23 protein-coding genes are annotated in these 16,655 nt (G+C 70.3%); 10 read left to right on the forward strand and 13 right to left on the reverse strand.

The window, feature by feature from the left end; translation table 11 throughout:
* Positions 1-4: 4 nt before the first annotated feature.
* Positions 5-850: a helix-turn-helix domain-containing protein gene (locus BLW84_RS09655; RefSeq protein ID WP_218157267.1), complete on the reverse strand. Its 846-nt coding sequence runs from the start codon at positions 848-850 to the stop codon at positions 5-7.
* Positions 851-926: 76 nt separating this feature from the next.
* On the opposite strand from BLW84_RS09655, the gene BLW84_RS09660 reads away from it, so the two are divergent.
* The gene (locus tag BLW84_RS09660; RefSeq protein ID WP_093263890.1) at positions 927-1,343 is read left to right on the forward strand and encodes a nuclear transport factor 2 family protein; all 417 of its coding nucleotides are present in this window, start codon (positions 927-929) and stop codon (positions 1,341-1,343) included.
* On the opposite strand, the gene BLW84_RS09665 is transcribed toward BLW84_RS09660, so the two are convergent.
* Positions 1,344-2,363, reverse strand: coding sequence for an aldo/keto reductase (locus tag BLW84_RS09665; protein WP_093263892.1), 1,020 nt, complete (start codon positions 2,361-2,363; stop codon positions 1,344-1,346).
* Between the two features lie 154 nt (positions 2,364-2,517).
* Here BLW84_RS09665 and BLW84_RS09670 point away from each other — a divergent pair, with 154 nt between their 5' ends.
* Positions 2,518-3,087: a TetR/AcrR family transcriptional regulator gene (locus BLW84_RS09670; protein WP_093263895.1), complete on the forward strand. Its 570-nt coding sequence runs from the start codon at positions 2,518-2,520 to the stop codon at positions 3,085-3,087.
* A gap of 214 nt (positions 3,088-3,301) precedes the next feature.
* On the opposite strand, the gene BLW84_RS48945 is transcribed toward BLW84_RS09670, so the two are convergent.
* Positions 3,302-3,649 carry an imine reductase family protein gene (locus BLW84_RS48945; RefSeq protein ID WP_245761045.1) on the reverse strand — a complete coding sequence of 116 codons (348 nt, stop codon included), beginning with the start codon at positions 3,647-3,649 and terminating at the stop codon, positions 3,302-3,304.
* Here BLW84_RS48945 and BLW84_RS48950 point away from each other — a divergent pair.
* Positions 3,617-4,000 (forward strand): TetR/AcrR family transcriptional regulator, encoded by a 384-nt coding sequence (locus tag BLW84_RS48950; protein ID WP_245761046.1) that lies wholly within the window; start codon positions 3,617-3,619, stop codon positions 3,998-4,000. The two genes, BLW84_RS48945 and BLW84_RS48950, sit on opposite strands and share 33 nt — an antisense overlap.
* On the opposite strand, the gene BLW84_RS09690 is transcribed toward BLW84_RS48950, so the two are convergent.
* From BLW84_RS09690 to BLW84_RS09705, 4 genes are all read right to left on the reverse strand, one after another.
* The gene (locus BLW84_RS09690) at positions 3,979-4,689 is read right to left on the reverse strand and encodes a hypothetical protein (RefSeq protein ID WP_143060905.1); all 711 of its coding nucleotides are present in this window, start codon (positions 4,687-4,689) and stop codon (positions 3,979-3,981) included. The two genes, BLW84_RS48950 and BLW84_RS09690, sit on opposite strands and share 22 nt — an antisense overlap.
* Positions 4,690-4,767: 78 nt before the next feature.
* Positions 4,768-5,409, reverse strand: a complete 642-nt coding sequence (locus BLW84_RS09695) for a maleylpyruvate isomerase family mycothiol-dependent enzyme (RefSeq protein WP_093263904.1) — start codon at positions 5,407-5,409, stop codon at positions 4,768-4,770.
* A 93-nt stretch (positions 5,410-5,502) separates the two neighbouring features.
* The gene (locus tag BLW84_RS09700; protein ID WP_093263907.1) at positions 5,503-6,996 is read right to left on the reverse strand and encodes a carboxylesterase/lipase family protein; all 1,494 of its coding nucleotides are present in this window, start codon (positions 6,994-6,996) and stop codon (positions 5,503-5,505) included.
* Positions 6,997-7,094: 98 nt separating this feature from the next.
* Complete coding sequence (locus BLW84_RS09705; RefSeq protein WP_093263909.1) at positions 7,095-7,703, reverse strand: TetR/AcrR family transcriptional regulator; 609 nt, start codon at positions 7,701-7,703, stop codon at positions 7,095-7,097.
* A gap of 67 nt (positions 7,704-7,770) precedes the next feature.
* Between BLW84_RS09705 and BLW84_RS09710 the strand changes: the two genes are divergently transcribed.
* Positions 7,771-8,121: a GatB/YqeY domain-containing protein gene (locus tag BLW84_RS09710; protein WP_093263911.1), complete on the forward strand. Its 351-nt coding sequence runs from the start codon at positions 7,771-7,773 to the stop codon at positions 8,119-8,121.
* A 160-nt stretch (positions 8,122-8,281) separates the two neighbouring features.
* Positions 8,282-8,902 (forward strand): class I SAM-dependent methyltransferase, encoded by a 621-nt coding sequence (locus BLW84_RS09715; RefSeq protein WP_245761047.1) that lies wholly within the window; start codon positions 8,282-8,284, stop codon positions 8,900-8,902.
* A gap of 160 nt (positions 8,903-9,062) precedes the next feature.
* Here the strand turns inward: BLW84_RS09715 and BLW84_RS09720 are convergent, their stop codons facing one another.
* Positions 9,063-10,190 carry a serine hydrolase domain-containing protein gene (locus BLW84_RS09720; RefSeq protein WP_093263914.1) on the reverse strand — a complete coding sequence of 376 codons (1,128 nt, stop codon included), beginning with the start codon at positions 10,188-10,190 and terminating at the stop codon, positions 9,063-9,065.
* 438 nt (positions 10,191-10,628) lie between these two features.
* On the opposite strand from BLW84_RS09720, the gene BLW84_RS48955 reads away from it, so the two are divergent.
* Positions 10,629-10,784 (forward strand): hypothetical protein, encoded by a 156-nt coding sequence (locus BLW84_RS48955; RefSeq protein ID WP_245761048.1) that lies wholly within the window; start codon positions 10,629-10,631, stop codon positions 10,782-10,784.
* Positions 10,785-11,197: 413 nt separating this feature from the next.
* Here BLW84_RS48955 and BLW84_RS09730 read toward each other — a convergent pair whose 3' ends face one another.
* Entirely contained in the window at positions 11,198-11,839 is a 642-nt protein-coding gene (locus BLW84_RS09730; protein WP_093263919.1) for a class I SAM-dependent methyltransferase, read from the reverse strand.
* Positions 11,840-11,920: 81 nt separating this feature from the next.
* Here BLW84_RS09730 and BLW84_RS09735 point away from each other — a divergent pair, with 81 nt between their 5' ends.
* Positions 11,921-12,931 carry an LCP family protein gene (locus BLW84_RS09735; protein ID WP_093263920.1) on the forward strand — a complete coding sequence of 337 codons (1,011 nt, stop codon included), beginning with the start codon at positions 11,921-11,923 and terminating at the stop codon, positions 12,929-12,931.
* Between the two features lie 15 nt (positions 12,932-12,946).
* Positions 12,947-13,447 (forward strand): DinB family protein, encoded by a 501-nt coding sequence (locus tag BLW84_RS09740; RefSeq protein ID WP_093263923.1) that lies wholly within the window; start codon positions 12,947-12,949, stop codon positions 13,445-13,447.
* 62 nt (positions 13,448-13,509) lie between these two features.
* On the opposite strand, the gene BLW84_RS09745 is transcribed toward BLW84_RS09740, so the two are convergent.
* Together BLW84_RS09745 and sigJ are read right to left on the reverse strand one after the other, a co-directional pair.
* Positions 13,510-13,947 carry a carboxymuconolactone decarboxylase family protein gene (locus tag BLW84_RS09745; RefSeq protein ID WP_093263926.1) on the reverse strand — a complete coding sequence of 146 codons (438 nt, stop codon included), beginning with the start codon at positions 13,945-13,947 and terminating at the stop codon, positions 13,510-13,512.
* Between the two features lie 47 nt (positions 13,948-13,994).
* Entirely contained in the window at positions 13,995-14,882 is an 888-nt protein-coding gene (gene sigJ, locus BLW84_RS09750) for an RNA polymerase sigma factor SigJ (RefSeq protein ID WP_093263928.1), read from the reverse strand.
* A gap of 212 nt (positions 14,883-15,094) precedes the next feature.
* Between sigJ and BLW84_RS09755 the strand changes: the two genes are divergently transcribed.
* A complete protein-coding gene (locus BLW84_RS09755) occupies positions 15,095-15,505 on the forward strand; it encodes an SSI family serine proteinase inhibitor (protein WP_143060906.1) in 411 nt (136 codons plus the stop codon).
* 4 nt (positions 15,506-15,509) lie between these two features.
* Here the strand turns inward: BLW84_RS09755 and BLW84_RS09760 are convergent, their stop codons facing one another.
* Positions 15,510-15,965 carry a pyridoxamine 5'-phosphate oxidase family protein gene (locus tag BLW84_RS09760; protein ID WP_093263933.1) on the reverse strand — a complete coding sequence of 152 codons (456 nt, stop codon included), beginning with the start codon at positions 15,963-15,965 and terminating at the stop codon, positions 15,510-15,512.
* Positions 15,966-16,091: 126 nt separating this feature from the next.
* Between BLW84_RS09760 and BLW84_RS09765 the strand changes: the two genes are divergently transcribed.
* Positions 16,092-16,427, forward strand: a complete 336-nt coding sequence (locus BLW84_RS09765) for a tRNA-binding protein (protein ID WP_093263935.1) — start codon at positions 16,092-16,094, stop codon at positions 16,425-16,427.
* A gap of 13 nt (positions 16,428-16,440) precedes the next feature.
* Here BLW84_RS09765 and BLW84_RS47365 read toward each other — a convergent pair whose 3' ends face one another.
* The gene (locus BLW84_RS47365) at positions 16,441-16,596 is read right to left on the reverse strand and encodes a DoxX family protein (protein ID WP_177226380.1); all 156 of its coding nucleotides are present in this window, start codon (positions 16,594-16,596) and stop codon (positions 16,441-16,443) included.
* Positions 16,597-16,655 lie beyond the last annotated feature (59 nt).

Raw genomic sequence — 16,655 nt, forward strand, 5'->3', positions numbered from 1 at the left:
CAGGCTAGTCGATGTCGTGCCCGTGCCACGCGATGTCGTCCACCGCCAGCCACGGCTCGCCGGCCACGGTCGTCGGAGTCACCCCGGTGAAGGCCAGGACGTCCCGATGCAGGTGGGATTGGTCGACGTAACCGGACTCCGCCGCGATCCGGGCCGCGTTCCCGCCCGCCGCCAGGCGGTGCGCGGCGTGGTCGAAGCGGACCAGCTTCGCGGCACGCTTGGGCGGGAGACCGATCTGCGCCCGGAACCGGGACCACAGGCGCTTGCGGCTCCACCCGATCTCGGCCGCCAGTTCGTCGACCCGGGCCTGGCCGCGGCTGACGGCGATCTGCCGCCAGGCCCAGGCCACCTGCGGATCCACGGGCCGCCCCGCCTCACGGCGACGGGCGAGCAGGGCGTTCGTCAGGGCGAAGCGGTCCTGCCACGACCGGGCGTCGCCGAGCTGCTCGCGGATCCGCGCCGCGTCGCGGCCCCACAGGTCGTCGAGGGTCACCACCACGTGGTCCAGCTCCGCAGGGGAGGTCCCCAGCACCTCGTGCGCGATCACCGGGGACAGGCGCACCTGCACGCATTCGACGTTCTCGCCCCGCACGCGAACAGCGCCGTGCATGAACCCGGTGACGAGATTTCCCCGCCGCTGCCTACCGGTTTCGGCATCGACCACGAGCGGGCCGGCACCGAATTCCAGCGCCAGCGTGACGGCCGGGTGCGGGACCACCCGTACGTCGACCGGGCCCGCGCCACGGTCGCGGAACCCGGCCATGCTGACGCCGGCTATCCGGCTGGGCCTCGGCGGCCTCGCGACGCACCACCTGGCCACCGCCTCGCGCTCGTTCCCGGCGGATCGCATCACCCCATGCTATGGGCGGATCGACGGGAACATTCGTCCAAGACATCGGCCTGCGCCAAGGGAAACAGTGGGCGCCATGAGCCGAAGCATCATCCAGAACGCTTTCCAGGCACTCGCCGGCAACGACCCCGAGAAGATCTCCGCGGTTTTCACCGAGGACGCCGAATGGCTGTCGCCGCCGGGGAACGCCACCGCCGTCGCGCTGGGCGCGCCCGATCACATGGTCGGCAGGGAGGCGATCGTGCGCTTCTTCGCCGACGACTTCCCCCGCTTGTTCGCGCGTGACGTCACCGTCGCCTTCCACGGGCTGCACGTCGACGGCGAGCGGGTGGTCGTGGAGGCGACCATGACGGCGACGCTCGCCAACGGCAACGACTACGGCAACGACTACTGCTTCGTCTTCGAACTCCGGGACGGGCTGATCCACCGGGCCCGCGAGTACGCGGACACGGCCCGCGGGCACCGCATGATCTTCGGCGAAGCACCGCAGTAGTCAGCGGCGCCGCAGGGCCGGGTCGATCAGCGCGGGTGGGGTGTCGGACTTCTCGTCCGCCGCGAGGTCGGTGCCCGGGCTGACGATCTCGTCGATCGCGTCGAGGACATCGGCGGAGAGCACGGTGTCCGCGGCGGCGAGCTGCGAGTGCAGGTGGTCCAGCGTGCGGGGGCCGATCAGCGCGCCGGTCACGGCGGGGTGCGCGGTCACGAATCCGAGGGCGAGCTGGATCATGGTCAGGTCGGCTCCGTCGGCGACCTCGGCCAGCCGCTCGACGGCGTCGAGCCTGGCGCGGTTGGCTGGGATGGCGGTGTCGAAGCGCTGCGGCATGAACGCCGAGCGGTTGGTGGTGATCTCCTGGCCCTCGCGGATCGCGCCGGACAGCCAGCCCGACGCCAACGGGCTCCACACCAGCACGCCGAGCCCGTACTCCTGGGTCACGGGCAGGACGTGGGTCTCGATACCGCGCTGCAGGATCGAGTAGCTGGGCTGTTCGGTGGTGTAGCGGCTCAGGTGGTGCTCGCGGGCGGCCCACTGCGCTTGCACGATGCGGTACGCGGGAAAGGTCGAGGAGCCGAAGTAGCGGATCTTCCCCGCGCGCTGCAGGTCGGTCAGGGCCGACAGCGTTTCCTCGTCGCTGGTGCTCGGGTCCCACCGGTGGATCTGGTAGAGGTCGACGTGGTCGACGCCCAGGCGGCGCAGGCTGTTGTCCAGCTCGCTGATCAGCCAGCGGCGCGAGCCGCCCCGGTGGTTGCGCTCGTCGTCCACGGGCAGGCCCGCCTTCGTGGCCAGCACGATGTCGTCGCGGCGGCCGGAGATGGCGTTGCCGACCAGTTCTTCGGATTCGCCGCCGCCGTAGATGTCGGCGGTGTCAATGAGGTTGATGCCGCCTTCGAGGGCGGCGTCGACGATGGCGGTGGCCTCTTCCTGGGTGGTGCGCCCGATCTTGCCGAAGTTCATCGCGCCGAGCGCGAGGGAGCTGACCTGCACACCGGTGCGGCCCAAGGTGCGGTACTGCATGTCCGGATTCCTCCATTGCGAAGAGTGCGGTGACGATGCGCGGCTTGGTCGCCGGGTCCGTGCTCTGGCATCATGAGCAAACGGAACGTTGTCCCGTTTGACGATACGGAACACTGTCCCGGTTAGCAATCGCGACGGCGGAGGGAGCGGTGCGATGAATGACGGCGACGGGCTCAAGCGGGCGGACGCCAGGCGCAACAAGGAGGCCCTGCTCGACGCGGCCGCCGCGATCTTCGTCGAGTCGGGCGTGGAAGCCCCGGTGCGCGACATCGCGGCCAAGGCGGGCGTCGGGACGGCCACGATCTACCGCCACTTCCCGACGCGGTCGGATCTCATCATCGCCGTCTACCGGCACCAGGTCGAGGCCTGCGCCGAGGCTGGTCCGGCCCTGCTGGCGGAAGGCCCGACCCCGCACGCCGCGCTGGGGCGGTGGATCGACCTCTTCGTCGATTTCCTGGTCACCAAGCACGGTCTCGCCGCCGTGCTGCAGTCCGACAACGCCGGTTTCGAAGCGCTGCACGCCTACTTCGTCGACCGCCTCGTGCCCGTGTGCGCCCAACTGCTCGACGCCGCGGCCGGTTCCGGCGAGATCCGGTCCGATGTGGACGCTTACGAGCTGATGCGCGGCGTCGGGAACCTCTGCATCGGCGCGGACAGCGATCCCCGCTACGACGCGCGTCGACTGGTCGAGCTCCTCATCACGGGGTTGCGCCGGCGGCGCTGATCACCGGCCGAGCGCGGTTCAGGCTCGGGTGTTGAGACCGCCCTGCGCGTAGCCCAGCAGGTCGAACGTCGTCGGAAGATCCATGGAGTAGGACTCCAGGAGGAAGTTCCGGACCGTGGTCATGGTCACCGGTCCGCCGACGATCGCCGGTGAGCGCCCGGTTTTCGAGCGTGCGGCGAAGGGCGGGGTGCGGGCGCCCGCATCCCGCGGCACGTCACCGGCGCTGCGCCAGCAGCTCGAACAGGCTGGAGAAGCCCTGATCGCCGTGGCCGTCGGCGATCCGGCGGTCCATCAGCTCCTTGACCTCCCGCATCCGCACGGCCTCCACGCCGACGGATTCCCGGTGGTCGATCATGTCGTCCATCAGCGCGGCCTGGACGTTGAGCGGGCCGAGATCCGGCGCGTACTCGCCGCTCTTGATCGCCTTGCCCATCATGGTCAGCAGCGGCGGGTAGGCGGCCACCGAGCCGGCGACGCGCTCGGTGAACGCCACCACGTCGACCCCTTCGGCCTGGACCAGCTTGAGGGTGTGCAGGAAGCCGATGAGCATCTCGTAGCCCATCGCGACCTGGGCGGGCGGCTGCGCGAGGAGATCCTCCTCGTGGCCGAGCGGATGCTCGTCGAGGCGGGCACCGAGGAGGCGCTCACGCTGCGGGCCGTGGCCGAGCGGCCGTCGGTGTACCGGCACTTCGCGAGCAAGGACCGGCTGGTCGAAGAGGTATGCCTGCGGGAGTGGGACGGGCTGGGCAGCCGGATCCGCGAAGCCTGCGCGCGGCTGACGGATCCGTTCATCGCGGTGGGCCAATGCGGCCGCGCCTACGTCCGGTTCGCCCTCGACCATCCGGTGCAGTACCGCGTTCTGATGCTGCACCGGCCCGGCGGCCCGGAACTCTACCTGGCCGACCGGAGCTGAAGCTCAGCTGGTCGCGATGGGAGCCAGCGGGCGTGGTACTGCACGTGGATTCCGCCCGAGTTGCGCAGTATGCCGTCGAATTCGTGGAATTCGGTGCAGCAGTGGTGCGGCGTTTCTTCTCCAGGCGCGGAGCCGGGGGCGCGGAAGGCGATGTCGAGGAACCGGTCGGCAGTCTCCCGGAACACGGGTGCGCTGCCGGTCAGGAACAGGGTGTCGGCGTGGATGCGCTCGTGCAGCAGGTCGGCGTTCTCCCTGCGGTGGCGCGCCATGTAGTCGATGGTGTCCGGGTCCGGCATGTCGGTGGACGGAATGCGCACCGTGTGGGGCCGGGCGGGGCCGAGCGCGGAGCGCAGCCGCGGCCACAGTGAGGCCCGCAGTTGCACGGTGTGGTGGGTCAGCACCAGATCCAGCCGCGTGCCGTCGAAAGCGGGTTCGGCCGGTTGCCTGCCGCCGCGCAGCGGTAGGTGGATCACCGTGCGCCGGGATCGCGCGGCCAGCAGCCACAGCACGCCGAGCTGGTACGCCGACCTGCGGTCGATGAAGAGCTCGCGCCAGCCGCCGCAGTCGATCAGTGTCGCGTTGTGGGTGCCGCGCTCAGGGCGGATCACCCGCCACCCCCGGCCGTCGAACCGAGCGCGGCTGATCTGCACCGCCACCTTCATCGGATGCCTGCCGTCAGATCGGGCCATCACGCGTTCCTCCGTTCGCCGCAGAACATTTCAGAATCGCAGCGTTCGTGCCGGGCACCAAGCGAATATCCGCGACGGTCACGCGCGGTCGCGCAGGGTTGCGACTCCGTCGCCGTCGAGCTCGTCGAAGTAGGCCGTGCGGCCGGTCATGGCCATGGTCAGCGCCAGGGTGGTGCCGGACACCAGTGGTCCGGAGCCGGTGGCGAAGGGGCCGTCGGTCGCGGCGAGCCGGAGTCCGGCGATCCGCTTCTTGACGGGGACGACGAGGTCGGAGCCCTGGTAGTACTCGGCCAGCCGCGCGAGGGTGTCGATCGGGTAGTCGCGGTGGATGCCCAGCGGTCGCCGGATGTCCTCGGCGTGCACGATCGCTTCGCCGAGCATCGCCACGACCGGCAGCGGCGGCGTGGTGGTGCTGGTGGCGACCCGGCGGAACCGCGCGAGCGTTTCCGCCGGGGTGGCGCCCAGCTGCTCCGTCAGCCGCATGGCCACCTGCTTGTCGAAGTCGAACCGGCAGCGGATCACGCCCGCGAACCACCGCACGGGAGTGAGACTCGCCCCCGCGGTGAGGTGCGCCAGCACCTCGCGCACCGTGAGCTCGGTGCACAGCGACGGCGTCGCCCACTGCTCATCGGTCAGGTCGGCGAGGTCGGCGGCCAGGGCCGCCCGCTCGGCGTGCACCAGCGGCCAGATTCCGCGGGTCGTCGGTTCTGCTCTGGTCACGGCTGAATCTCCTGTGTTTCAGATCGGTCACGAGTAGGACCGCGAAGGCCGGGCCGATTCGTCGCTCGGGCGCGAACTTTTTCCAGCCGCGTTTCAGGGCATCCGCGACCAGAAGTCGAGGGCGTGCCCGGCCGCGTAGTCCGTGCCGCCGATCCGTTCCGGCGCCAGCGATTGGACGTGGCCGGTGGCGGCGTCGGGCCAGGCCGGCAGGTCGGCGCAGGAGGGGTCGCCGTTGGCGGCGAAGGCGGTCCAGTAGCGGTTCATCCGGTCGGCGAGCTCGCGCTGCGCCGCCGCTAGCGGCGGTGCGCCGGGGAAGTCGAACTGGTACGCCAGCTCGCTGGAGTGCTGCGCGCCGGTCGGGGCGCCGGGGAGCGGCACGAGCGGCGGCGCGTCCCGGTCGGCGAACTCGTAGAACCAGGTGTCGGTGTGCGCGGCGAGGGCTCGGCCCAGTTCCCAGGCCGGCCGCGCCCACGCCCGGTCGGTGCAGATCTGCGCCCAGGCGAGGTTCGGCGTGGGGAAGCGGTCGAGCGCGTAGCGCGCGGCGACCTCGTTCGCCGCGTCGCCGAATGCCTCCGCGAGCAGGTGCGGGTAGCTCTCGTCGGTGACCGGGTTTCCGGCGAGCCCGACGAAGAACCGGGCCTCGTCGAGCGTGGTGCCCAGCAGCACCGGCATCCGGTGGAAGCGCCCGGCGAGCAGTGCTTCCGCAGGTGATTCGGGCAGTGTGGTGCCGCCGAAAGCGGGCCGGATGAAGTTGCCCGACACCTGCAGCAACTCCTCCGCCGGAACCCGCCGGAGCTGTGCGAGCGCCGCTTCGGCGTCGCTGCCGGGCGTGGCCCAGCCGTGCTCGGCGGCGGTGGCGGCGCCGAGCCGGTCCAGCTCGGCCACCGGTGTCCACATTGGAGGAAGCGCCGGTACGCCGGGCATGAAGGTGTGCGCCGGTGTCGGGCCCAGCGCGCCGAACGCGCTCTGCAGGATCGCGCGGTGGAACAGCCCGGCGGAGGCGGGTGACGTCAGGTGCGCCGCGACCGCGAGGGCCCCGTTGGACTCCCCGATCAGCGTCACGTTCGCCGGGTCGCCGCCGAATCCGGCGATCTCCCGCCGCACCCAGCGGAGTGCGGCCTGCTGGTCCTGCAGGCCGAAGGTGCCGCCGTCGGCGAGGCCCGGATGCCCGAAGCAGCCGAACACGCCGAGCCGGAAGTTCGGCGCCACGACGACGACGTCGCCGGAGATGGCGAGCCTTCGCGGGTCGTAGACGGCGGCGGTGCCGTTCGTCCCGCCGCCGCCGTGCAGCCAGACCAGCACCGGGCGCCCGGTGCTCCCGGCCGCGGGCACGGTGACGTCGAGCGTCAGGCAGTCCTCGTCGACGGAGGTCGCGTCCGCGAAGGACTGTGCCAGCTGCGGCGCGGGATTCCCGGGGACGGTCGCGTCGCGGACTCCGGACCACGGCTCGACCGGCGCGGGCGGCCGCCACCGCCGCTCGCCGACCGGCGGGGCGGCGTACGGGATGCCTCGGAACGAGAGGTGTTCGTCGAGCCTGCGGCCGCGGATGGCGCCGCTGCTCAGCCGCACGGTCACGCGTTCGGTCATCGTTCGAGCTCCTCGACGGTCAATAACAATACGAGCATATTGCTACGATAGACGCACGGCCGCAGTGCCGTCGCGAGGTTTTGTCCGCAGTGAGGAGATCAGCGATGCCCGGTGAACACCGCGGCGATGACCGGGCGCAACGCGTCCCGCGCCGAGAAGGCGTCCGCGCCCGAGAGCGCGACCTGATCGGCCAGTCCCTGCACGGTCGCGAGGATCGTGCGGGCGGCGAGCACGGCGTCGACACCGGGCTCGACCTCGCCGCGCTCCACGCCGTCCTGGATCACCTTCGTGACGTAGTCGAGGATGGCGCCGCCCGCCTGCCGGGCGACCTCTGCGAGACCGGCGTGATGCAGCGCCTGCGCCTGCAGGCCCTGCCGAACGCGGTACTCGACGTCCCTTTCGTCGTCGAGCGGCAGCAGTTCGACGAGGCTGTCGAGCAGCACCTCGGCGATCGGGAGGCGGGCGGCCTCGCCGTCGCGGACGCGAACCCGCACCCGCTCGCCCAAGCGGCGCGCGGCGTCCTCGTAGGCGAAGTGCAGCAGCGCGTCCTTGCCCGCGAAGTAGTGCTGGATGAGCCCGACCGAGATCCCGGCCTCGGTCGCCACCCGCGAGAACGACACGCCCGCGAAGCCCTCCGCGGCGAGCAGGCGCTGGAAGGCCCGCGCGATCTGGGCGCGACGCTGATCATGATCGGCAACCCGCGGCACCCGAATATCGTACAGCCGTACTGCTACCGAAGGCAGGCCGGCGACACCCGGATTGGAGTCCCGACACATGCGCACCAGCCTGCGTGACGACCTGAAAACGGCCCTGAAGGCCCGGAACGCCGTCGCCGTCGCGGCGATCCGCTCGGCCTTGGCGGCGATCGACAACGCCGAAGCCGTGCCCGCGGACCGCCCGCTGAGCGGCGGGAACGAACACGTCGCGGGTGCGGCGCTGGGCGTTGGCGCGGCGGAGGCGCAACGCCGCCACCTCACCGAGACCGACATGCGGTCGATCGTGGCGAACGAGGTGCGGGAGCGATCGGCCGCGGCGGAGGAGTACGAGCAGGCCGGCCGCGACGACCTCGCCGAACGGCTCCGCGCGGAGGCCGCGGTGCTGAGCCGCCACCTGGGAACTCCCTGACGCTTTTGCCATTTCCGCAAGCAACGTTGCGGGTTCTCGGCTCCCGAGGTCATGTTGGTTTCGGAGGTGGTCGAGATGACCGAGCAACGAACCGTCCGGGATACCTTCTCGAACGAACTGGAAGCGCGCGTCTGCGAGCTCGTCATGGGAGATCGGCGCCATGGCCTCTGAGGGCGGCCCCGAGGTGATCGGTCAGGAGTTCTGGGACGAGCGCTACAGCAGCCAGGACCAGCTGTTCAGCGGCGAGCCGAACGGGGCGCTCGTCGCCGAAGCGGCCGACCTGCCGCCCGGGCAGGCGCTCGACGTGGGATGCGGCGAGGGCGGGGACGCGCTCTGGCTGGCCCGGCACGGGTGGCAGGTCACCGCGGTGGACGTCTCGCAGGTAGCGCTGGAGCGCGCCGCCCGAGCCGCCGCGGGCGGTCCCGACGTGGCCTGGACGCGCGCCGACCTGAACACCGTCGCGCCGCCGGCCGGCGCGTTCGACCTGGTGTCGGTGCACTACTTCCCGCTCGTGAAGCAGCCCGGGCACACGGCTCTTCGCGGCTTGCTGGCCTCGGTCGCCCCGGGCGGCACGCTCCTGTTCGTCAGCCACGACATGACGGACATGCCGCCGGAAGCCGCGCACGGCTACGAGCCGAGCGAGTTCTACCAGCCCCACGAGATCGCCGGACTCCTCGACGACGACTGGACCGTGCTGGTCGACGAATCCCGACCGCGGAACCCACCGTCGCCCGGCGGCCACACCCACGACACCGTCCTCCGGGCGAAACGCCTGCGCTAGGCGCAGTCCGTCCGATGTGGACAAAGTTTCGGAAAGTCTCCGCCCGGCTCGTCCTGAAGCTGACGAGGTGGCGGTTTCGCGCGAAACCGCCATCCCGCCCCACGCGGATCGCCGGTTTCGCGCGAAACCGGCGCCCCGCGCTCCAGCTCCGAAACGACCCCTAGGGGCAGAGAGCGGTGTCGATGGCGGCGAACATGTCCCGGTGGATCTCGGGCGTGGCCGGGTTCAGGTTGGTCACGGCGGTGGCACCGCGGCCATCGTTGGTCGCGGCGGACAGGGTGGTGAAGCCGATGATGTCGCCGCCGTGGCCCCAGAATTCGCCGCCGCAGGACAGCGGCACGCTCGCCAGCCCGAGTCCGTAGCGCGCGCTCTTCCCACCGAGATCGGCCGGGACGGTGCGCTGCATCTCGGCAAGCTGCTCGGCGGGCAGCAAGCGGCCTTCGAGCAGGGCCGCGAAGAAGCGGTTCAGGTCCCGCCCGGTCGAAACCAGGGCGCCCGCGGCCCCGCCGATCGACGGGTCGAACTCGGTGAAGTCGAGCAGCCCGCCCACGGGCGCGTAACCCCTCGGATGCGGCGTCGGGAGGATTTCGTCGCCGCGCTTCGGCAGGTACGTGTCGTGCAGGCCGAGCGGCCCGGTGATCCGCGCGGCGATCTCGGCGTGGATGCTGCGCCCGGTGACCCGCTCGACCAGCATCCCGGCCAGGACGTAGTTGGTGTTGGAGTAGGACCACTTCGCGCCCGGCGGGAACAGCGGCCGGTGCTGCATCGCGATGCCGACCAGCTCGGCCGGGTCGGCGCCGCGGTGGCGCAGCTGCTCGGGGTCGACGTCGAGGAATTCCTGGAGGTAGTCGTAAAGCCCGCTGGTGTGCTGCAACAGCTGGCGCACGGTGATCGCGTTGCCGTCGTTGCCGTTCCCGGCGATCACGCCCGGCAGGTACCGCTCGACGGGTGCATCCAGTTCGACCCGTCCTTCGGCGACCAGCTGCAGCACGACGGTCGCGACGAACGACTTGGTGATGCTGCCGGCGCGGAACCGCCCGTCCGCCGGGAACGGCATGCCGGTGCTCACGTCGCCGACGCCGCTGCGCACCGACCAGCTCGGCCCGGTGCGGTCGTGCGCGGTGACCTGCGCCCCGGGCACGCCGTCCTGCGTGGTGAGGACGTCCAGTGCGCGCTGGACGTCTTGGTGGTCGGTCGCGGCCAGCGCGGGCGCGGTCGTCGTGGCGGTGAGCATGAGGACGAGGGTCGCCGCTGCGGCGATTCGCCTGCCGGGCGTGGAAGTGCGCATGTCGACTCCGATCGTTGACCTGCCGACACGCTAGGGATCGGTGCCGGGCGGGGGTATCGGGCAGATCCCGGAAATCGGATCGGGGTATTCGCCGATGCCGCAGCTGTTCGGGGCAGCACCGGAAGGACTTGTGCCATGATTTCGGCATGACGATTCGCAGAAAGGGCGATGCCGCGTAGGTCGCCGGGCGCGTTGCGCGCCGAACGTGCAGTCCCTCCCGGGATCCGGCCGGCAGGCCGGATTCGCGGTGCCGGGCGTGGGCCGTGGTCAGAGCTCGACCGGGTCGAGGCTCGCAGGTTGTTCTGGCTCATCCTGGTTTCCCACCCGCTCGATCGATATCGACGATTCCTGCGGCAGCCAGGCCGGTTTCGCTACATCCCGCTGAACTACGACTCATCCGCAAATCCGGTCTCGGCACGTGACGACCTGGAATGTGCGATGCCGAGGCTGTCTCCCCAGGCCCGAGCCGAGCTCCGCCGGGTGTTGGCTCCGCTCGACGAGGAGTTCCGGAGGCGCACCATCCGCCATCCGCGGGCGCCTGCCCTGGGCGAATGGCATGCCGAGGCGTGGTGGCGGCAGCGGTTGGAGGAGTGACCGGATCACCCGGCCCCGACGCTCACCCCCTCCCGTCAGGAGGCTTCGCGAACGCTCATCCGAAGGCGCCCGGCGGCGGTTTCGCGCGAAACCGCCACCGGGCCCCACGCAGATCGCCGGTTTCGCGCGAAACCGGCGTCACCGTCGCGGTCCGCCTGGACGACCGACGAAGCGAAGCGCCCGCCGGGGGCTCCGGCGGGCGCGTCCGTCCTATCTGGACTTGGAGGTCGTATCGGAATGGCTCCGCCCGGCTGATCCCGAAGGCGCCGGGTATCCGGCACCGGCGGCGGTTTCGCGCGAAATCGCCATCCCGCCCTCACGAGGTGCGGCGGTTTCGCGCGAAACCGCCGCGCCGTGTGCGCTCCAAGCAGCCACGTCCCACACCTGCCTGCGCACGACTCTGAAACGACCCCTTACAGCTTGCGGGCGATGACGTGGGCTTGCGCGGTGCGCTCGGTGTCGTCGGCCTCGCGCTCCAGGGCGGCGCTCATGGCGAACCCCGCTGCCTTGAGCGGATCGGCGAGCCGGGCGGGCGTCCAGCGGTGGAAGTCGAGGTCGAAGACGTGGCCCCACCCCTCCGTCAGGTGCAGCAGGTCGTCCTCCTCGCCGAACTGGAAGGCGAGCAGCAGGTGCCCGCCCGGGGCCAGCACGCGGTGGAACTCGGCGAGCACCGCGGGCACCTGCGCCGGCGGGATGTGGATGATCGAGTACCACGCGACGAGGCCGGCGAGTTCGCCGTCCGGCAGGTCCAGGGCGGTCATCGAGCCCTCGTCGAATCGCAGGTCGGGGTGCAACCGCCGGGCTTCCGCGAGCATCCCGGGCGACAGGTCGATGCCGCGGACGTTCACGCCGAGGGAAGCCAGGTATCCCGTCGCCATGCCGGTGCCGCACCCGACGTCGACCACCGGTCCGCCGTCGACGAGCTCGGCGAACGTGCCGAGCATGGCACGGCCGAAAGGCCTCTCGGCGAGCTCGTTCTTGGCGCGTTCGGCGTACTCGACGGCTAGGGCGTCATAGCCGGCGCGGGTGGAGGAGAGGTAAGAAGCTTCGGTCACGGCTGGAGAGCTTAGCCACGGGGGCCGTCCATTTTTGTGGGACAGAAGCAACTTTCCGGCGAGCGGAACGTCTTGGCGGGTATGAACACCTATCAGTTCCGGAACGACTGGGACGCGTCGAACCGCGGTGCCGGAAGACCACGCCTGAGGGGCCGCAAGATCTTCGCGGCGGTGCTGGTCCTGGTGCTGTTACCGGTGGTGTTCGGGGGATGGCTGTGGTTCCACGTCGATTCCTCGATCCGGCGGATCGACGCCTTCCCCGACTACCCGGGCCGCCCCGCAGCGGGCGCGGGCACGAACTGGCTGATCGTGGGTTCGGACAGCCGCGATGGGCTGGACCCGGAGACTGCGGCCGGGCTGCACGTCGGCGACGCGGAGGGCCAGCGCACGGACACGATCATGGTTGCGCACCTGCCGGACAACTCCACGGCCCCGACGCTGATCAGCATCCCGCGCGACTCGCGGGTGCCGGTCCCCGGCCACGGGCGGACGATGATCAACGCGGCCTTCTCGGAAGGCGGCCCGCAGCTGCTGGCGCAGACGGTGGAGCAGACCACGGGCCTGCGCATCGACCACTACGCCGAGATCGGCTTCGGCGGGTTCGCGGAGATCGTCGACGCGGTCGGCGGCGTCGAGATGTGCCTGGATCAGGAGATGCACGACACCAAGACCGGCCAGACGCTGCAGGCGGGCTGCCAGAGTTTGGACGGCTCGAACGCCCTGACCTTCGTCCGCATGCGCTACAGCGACGCGACGCCGCGTTCGGACCTGGACCGGGTCGCGAACCAGCGCAAGTTCATCGGCGCCCTGGCGCAGGAGGCGTCGAGCGCGACCACCCTGATCAATCCGTTCACCACCTACGCCCTGGCGGACGCGGGCGCCCAGGCGATGGCGATGACCAGGGAGGACGGCCCGAGCGACCTGCTGTCGCTGGCGTGGGTGATGCGCGGCATCTCCTCGGGCTCGGTGGTGACGACGACGGTCCCGGTGACCGACGGGACGGCGAAGAGCTGGGACAAGAAGAAGGCCACCGAACTCTTCGAGACCGTGAACAACGACCAGCCCGTCCCGGAGGACCTGATCGTCGACTGAGCGCATACTCGTCGGATGTTCCCGGAACCCACGGCGCCCGCGGCCTCGCGCGGCGAGGTGCTCCTCCGCTACCTCGACTTCTTCCGAGACAGCGTGATCGGCAAGGTGACGGCCCTTCCGGACGCGGAGCTGCGATCCAGCCGGGTTCCGTCGGGGTGGACGCCGCTGGAACTGGTCAAGCACCTGACCTTCGCCGAACGGCGCTGGATCGAGTGGGGATTCGAGGGGCGCCGGTTCGAAAACCCTTGGGGTGACCGGACGGACGGCCGCTGGTACGTGGCCCCGGAGGAGACCCGCGACGATCTGGTGGCGGCCCTCCGAGCCCAGGGACGGCACACCAGCGAAGTCGTGGCGATCACGCCCCTGGAGCAGGTGGGCGAGCCGGGGCCGCGCTGGAAGGGCGCGGAACCGGCCACCCTGGAGAGGGTGCTGCTGCACCTCGTCCAGGAATACGCCCGCCACCTGGGCCAGCTCGACATCGTCGTGGAACAGGCCGACGGTCCGACTGGCAAGTAGAGTCCCCGTGTGCACTTTCTGTTGCTATGGCAGCAGAAAGTGCACACGGGTCTTCCGCGGCCTCAGCGGCGCGGCGGCTTCATCTGCAGCGGGACGCCGATGAGGTTCAGCGCGTTGATCAGCGCGACCTGGGCGACCAGGTGACCGAGCTCGGCCTCGTCCGGGAACGCCTTGCGCAGCGCCTCCCACTGGTCGTCGCCGATGTGCTCGCGGCGGGTGGCCGCCTCGGCATAGCCCAGCGCGGCCCGCTCTCGCTCGTCGTAGAGCTCCGACTCCTGCCACACGGCCAGCTGGAGGAGCCGGTCCTCGGTCTCGCCGATCCGGCGCGCCTCCCGGCCGTGCATGTCGACGCAGAAGACGCAGCCGTTGATCTGCGAAACCCGGACCTTGACCAGCTCCCGCACCTTGTCGTCCAGCGGCCCCTTGCGAAGCGCGGCGTCGGCTTCCTTGAAGCCCTTGTAGGGCTCCGGTGCCACTTCGCCGAGGTTCAGACGTGCCATCGTTGTCTCCCTGTCGTTCTGGGCTGTCACCAGGGAGACGAGCGGGCCTACTCGGATGTGACCGCCTTGAGGTGGGCGAGCTTCCGCGGGTTGAGCACCCGCCGGTAGGCGACGATCCGGCCATCGGCGAACCCGAACGTGTCGACGGAGTGGATCCCGCCTTCGCGGTGGAGCACCAGCGCCGGCTCGCCGCCGATCTCGACGATGTCGATGCGGTCGGCCCGCCACCGGCGACCCACCCGGAGCAGGACCTCGGCGATGCGCTGCCCGCCGACGATGGGCACGCGGGCCGCGCTGACCTGCCCGCCGCCGTCGGTGAGGTAGACGGCGTCGGGATGCATCAGCTCGACCAGCGCGGCGAGGTCCCCGGTCTCGTAGGCGGCGCGGAACGCGAAGACCAGCCGGTCCAGCTCGGCGCGCGGCACGTCCGGCGCGCTGCCCCTCGCCTCGGCGACGCGGTGCCGCGCCCGCGAGGCCAGCTTCCGGGCGGCGGGCACCGAGCCGCCCAGCACCTCGGCGATCCGCGCGAACTCCAGCCCGAACACGTCGTGCAGCACGAGGGCCACCCGCTCCGGCGGGCTCAGCTCCTCCATGATCAGCAGCATCGCGGAGCCGACCGACTCGTCGACGAGCACCGGCTCGGCGGCATCCGGCCCGGTCAGCAGGGGCTCCGGCAGCCACGGCCCGAAGTAGCTCTCCCGCTGCACCCGGGCGGACTTGAGGATGTCGTAGGACCGCCGCGCGGCGACGGTGACCAGCCAGGCCCGCAGGTCGTCGACGTCGCCCAGGTCCGCCGCGGCGGCCCGCAGCCACACGTCCTGCACGACGTCCTCGGCATCGGCGACGCTGCCGAGCAGCCGGTAGGCCACGCCGAAGACGGCAGGCCGGTGCTCCTGCCACTCCGCGCCCAACCGCTCGCCGTGTCCGCCACCCATTGCAGAACCTCCCGAGCAGAGACTTACCCGAACAAAAACAATCATTAACTCTTTTGGTCTAATGATTATTACGCCAAGTAGTCCAGTAATATTCTCCGCGTCCGCTGCGGCGGACCTTCATCCGGAAAGCGTTCCCGGATTTTATCGGGTAGGCGAACCTCGGCCTGCACTCCCGATGACCAGCGCGTTCGCGCACAGTTCTGATCGAAAGGTTGCGGAAGTTGTTGGCAAAACTCACCCGTCGCGTCCTGCTCGCCACTGCCCTGACCGCCGGAACGATGACGATGGCCGCGGCCGTGGCCCCGGCACAAGGCGAAACCCCAAGCACACTCCGGCTTTCGCTGGACAACGGCCGCGGAGCGGTCCTCGGCAACGCGGTCCTGATATGCCACCCGGCGGGCGGCACGCACAAGAACGCGGCGAAGGCGTGCAGCGACCTGGACGCGGTCGGGGCGGATTTCCGCCTGATGACGGCGAAGCCGGCGATGGCCTGCACCCTCCAGTACGAGCCGGTCACGGCGAAGCTCGAAGGGAACTGGCGCGGGCGCGAGGTGAGCTTCACCGAGACGTACTCGAACAGCTGCGCCCTGACGGTGGAGACCGGGGTCGTCTTCGACTTCTGAGCCGCTACCCGAAGTCCCTGGCCAGCCAGCGATCCGGCCGGATCTCGACGTACTCAGGTTCGCCGGCGCCGTTGCCGCCACCGAGCTCCCAGTCGGCCCAACCGTCGATGGCATCGGCGGGCAGGTAGCGGCCGCCGATGGCGACGAGCTCGTCCCGAGTGGGCCGCTGCTGCCTGACGACGGTGCCTTCGACGGTGACGTACCGATACGGAACCTCGGTCCGCTGAACGGAAATCGAAACCTTCCCGGCGAGCCGGATGAGCCGTGACTTCCGCTTGTCCTTCCTGGTGACCACGGCGATGTTCCCGCCCGGCCGGTAGCTGTACCAGGTCGGCAGCGTCGACGGCGGACGGCCGTCGTCGCTGCCGACGCTGAGCACGGCGACGTGCGGCTGGGCCAGGAATTCCTCCCGCTCGGCGGTGGTGAGCTTCCGGGGCTGGCCGGGCTTGTCAGCAGACATCTGAACTCCCAACGACGGTGGTGCAATTCCCAACCAACGCCGGGAAGTGATCATTCCCGGCTGTGCTGGGTCATGTGGCCACGCTGAACGGGTACGCTGCCCACTGTCCAAACAGGAGGGTTCGGGATGTCGCTGATCGAGTGGGCCGATTTCGAGAAGGTGGAACTGCGCGTGGGAACGATCGTGCAGGCGGAACCGAACGAGAAGGCGCGAAAGCCCGCATACGTCCTGACCATCGACCTCGGCGAGATGGGCCAGAAGAAGTCGAGCGCGCAGATCACGGACCACTACGAACCGGAAGCTCTGATCGGCCGCCAGGTCCTCTGCGTGTGCAACTTCGAGCCGAAGCGAATCGCGGGAGTCAAGTCCGAGGTACTGGTTACGGGAGCCCACGACGAGGAGAACAGCGTGGTCCTAGCGGGCTTCGACCACCCGGTCCCGAACGGCACCCGCCTCCTCTGACCGAGCCTGCCGCTCAGCCCTCGGCGTCCCGGGCAACCCGCCGAGCCCACAGCACGAGCGGAATCTGCAACGGAAGCCGCGCGAACTTGATGACCTGCCAAGGCAATGAACGACGCTGCCAGGCGAGGGCCATCGTCACGTTCGCGGGAAAGACGGCGGCGAAGAGCAAAGAGGAAAGCCACCCACCCAGAGGTGCGACGATCGACCTCGTCGCAGGTGAGGGGACCG

The sequence above is a fragment of the Saccharopolyspora shandongensis genome, from assembly GCF_900106995.1.
GTDB classification, from domain to species: Bacteria; Actinomycetota; Actinomycetes; order Mycobacteriales; family Pseudonocardiaceae; genus Saccharopolyspora; species Saccharopolyspora shandongensis.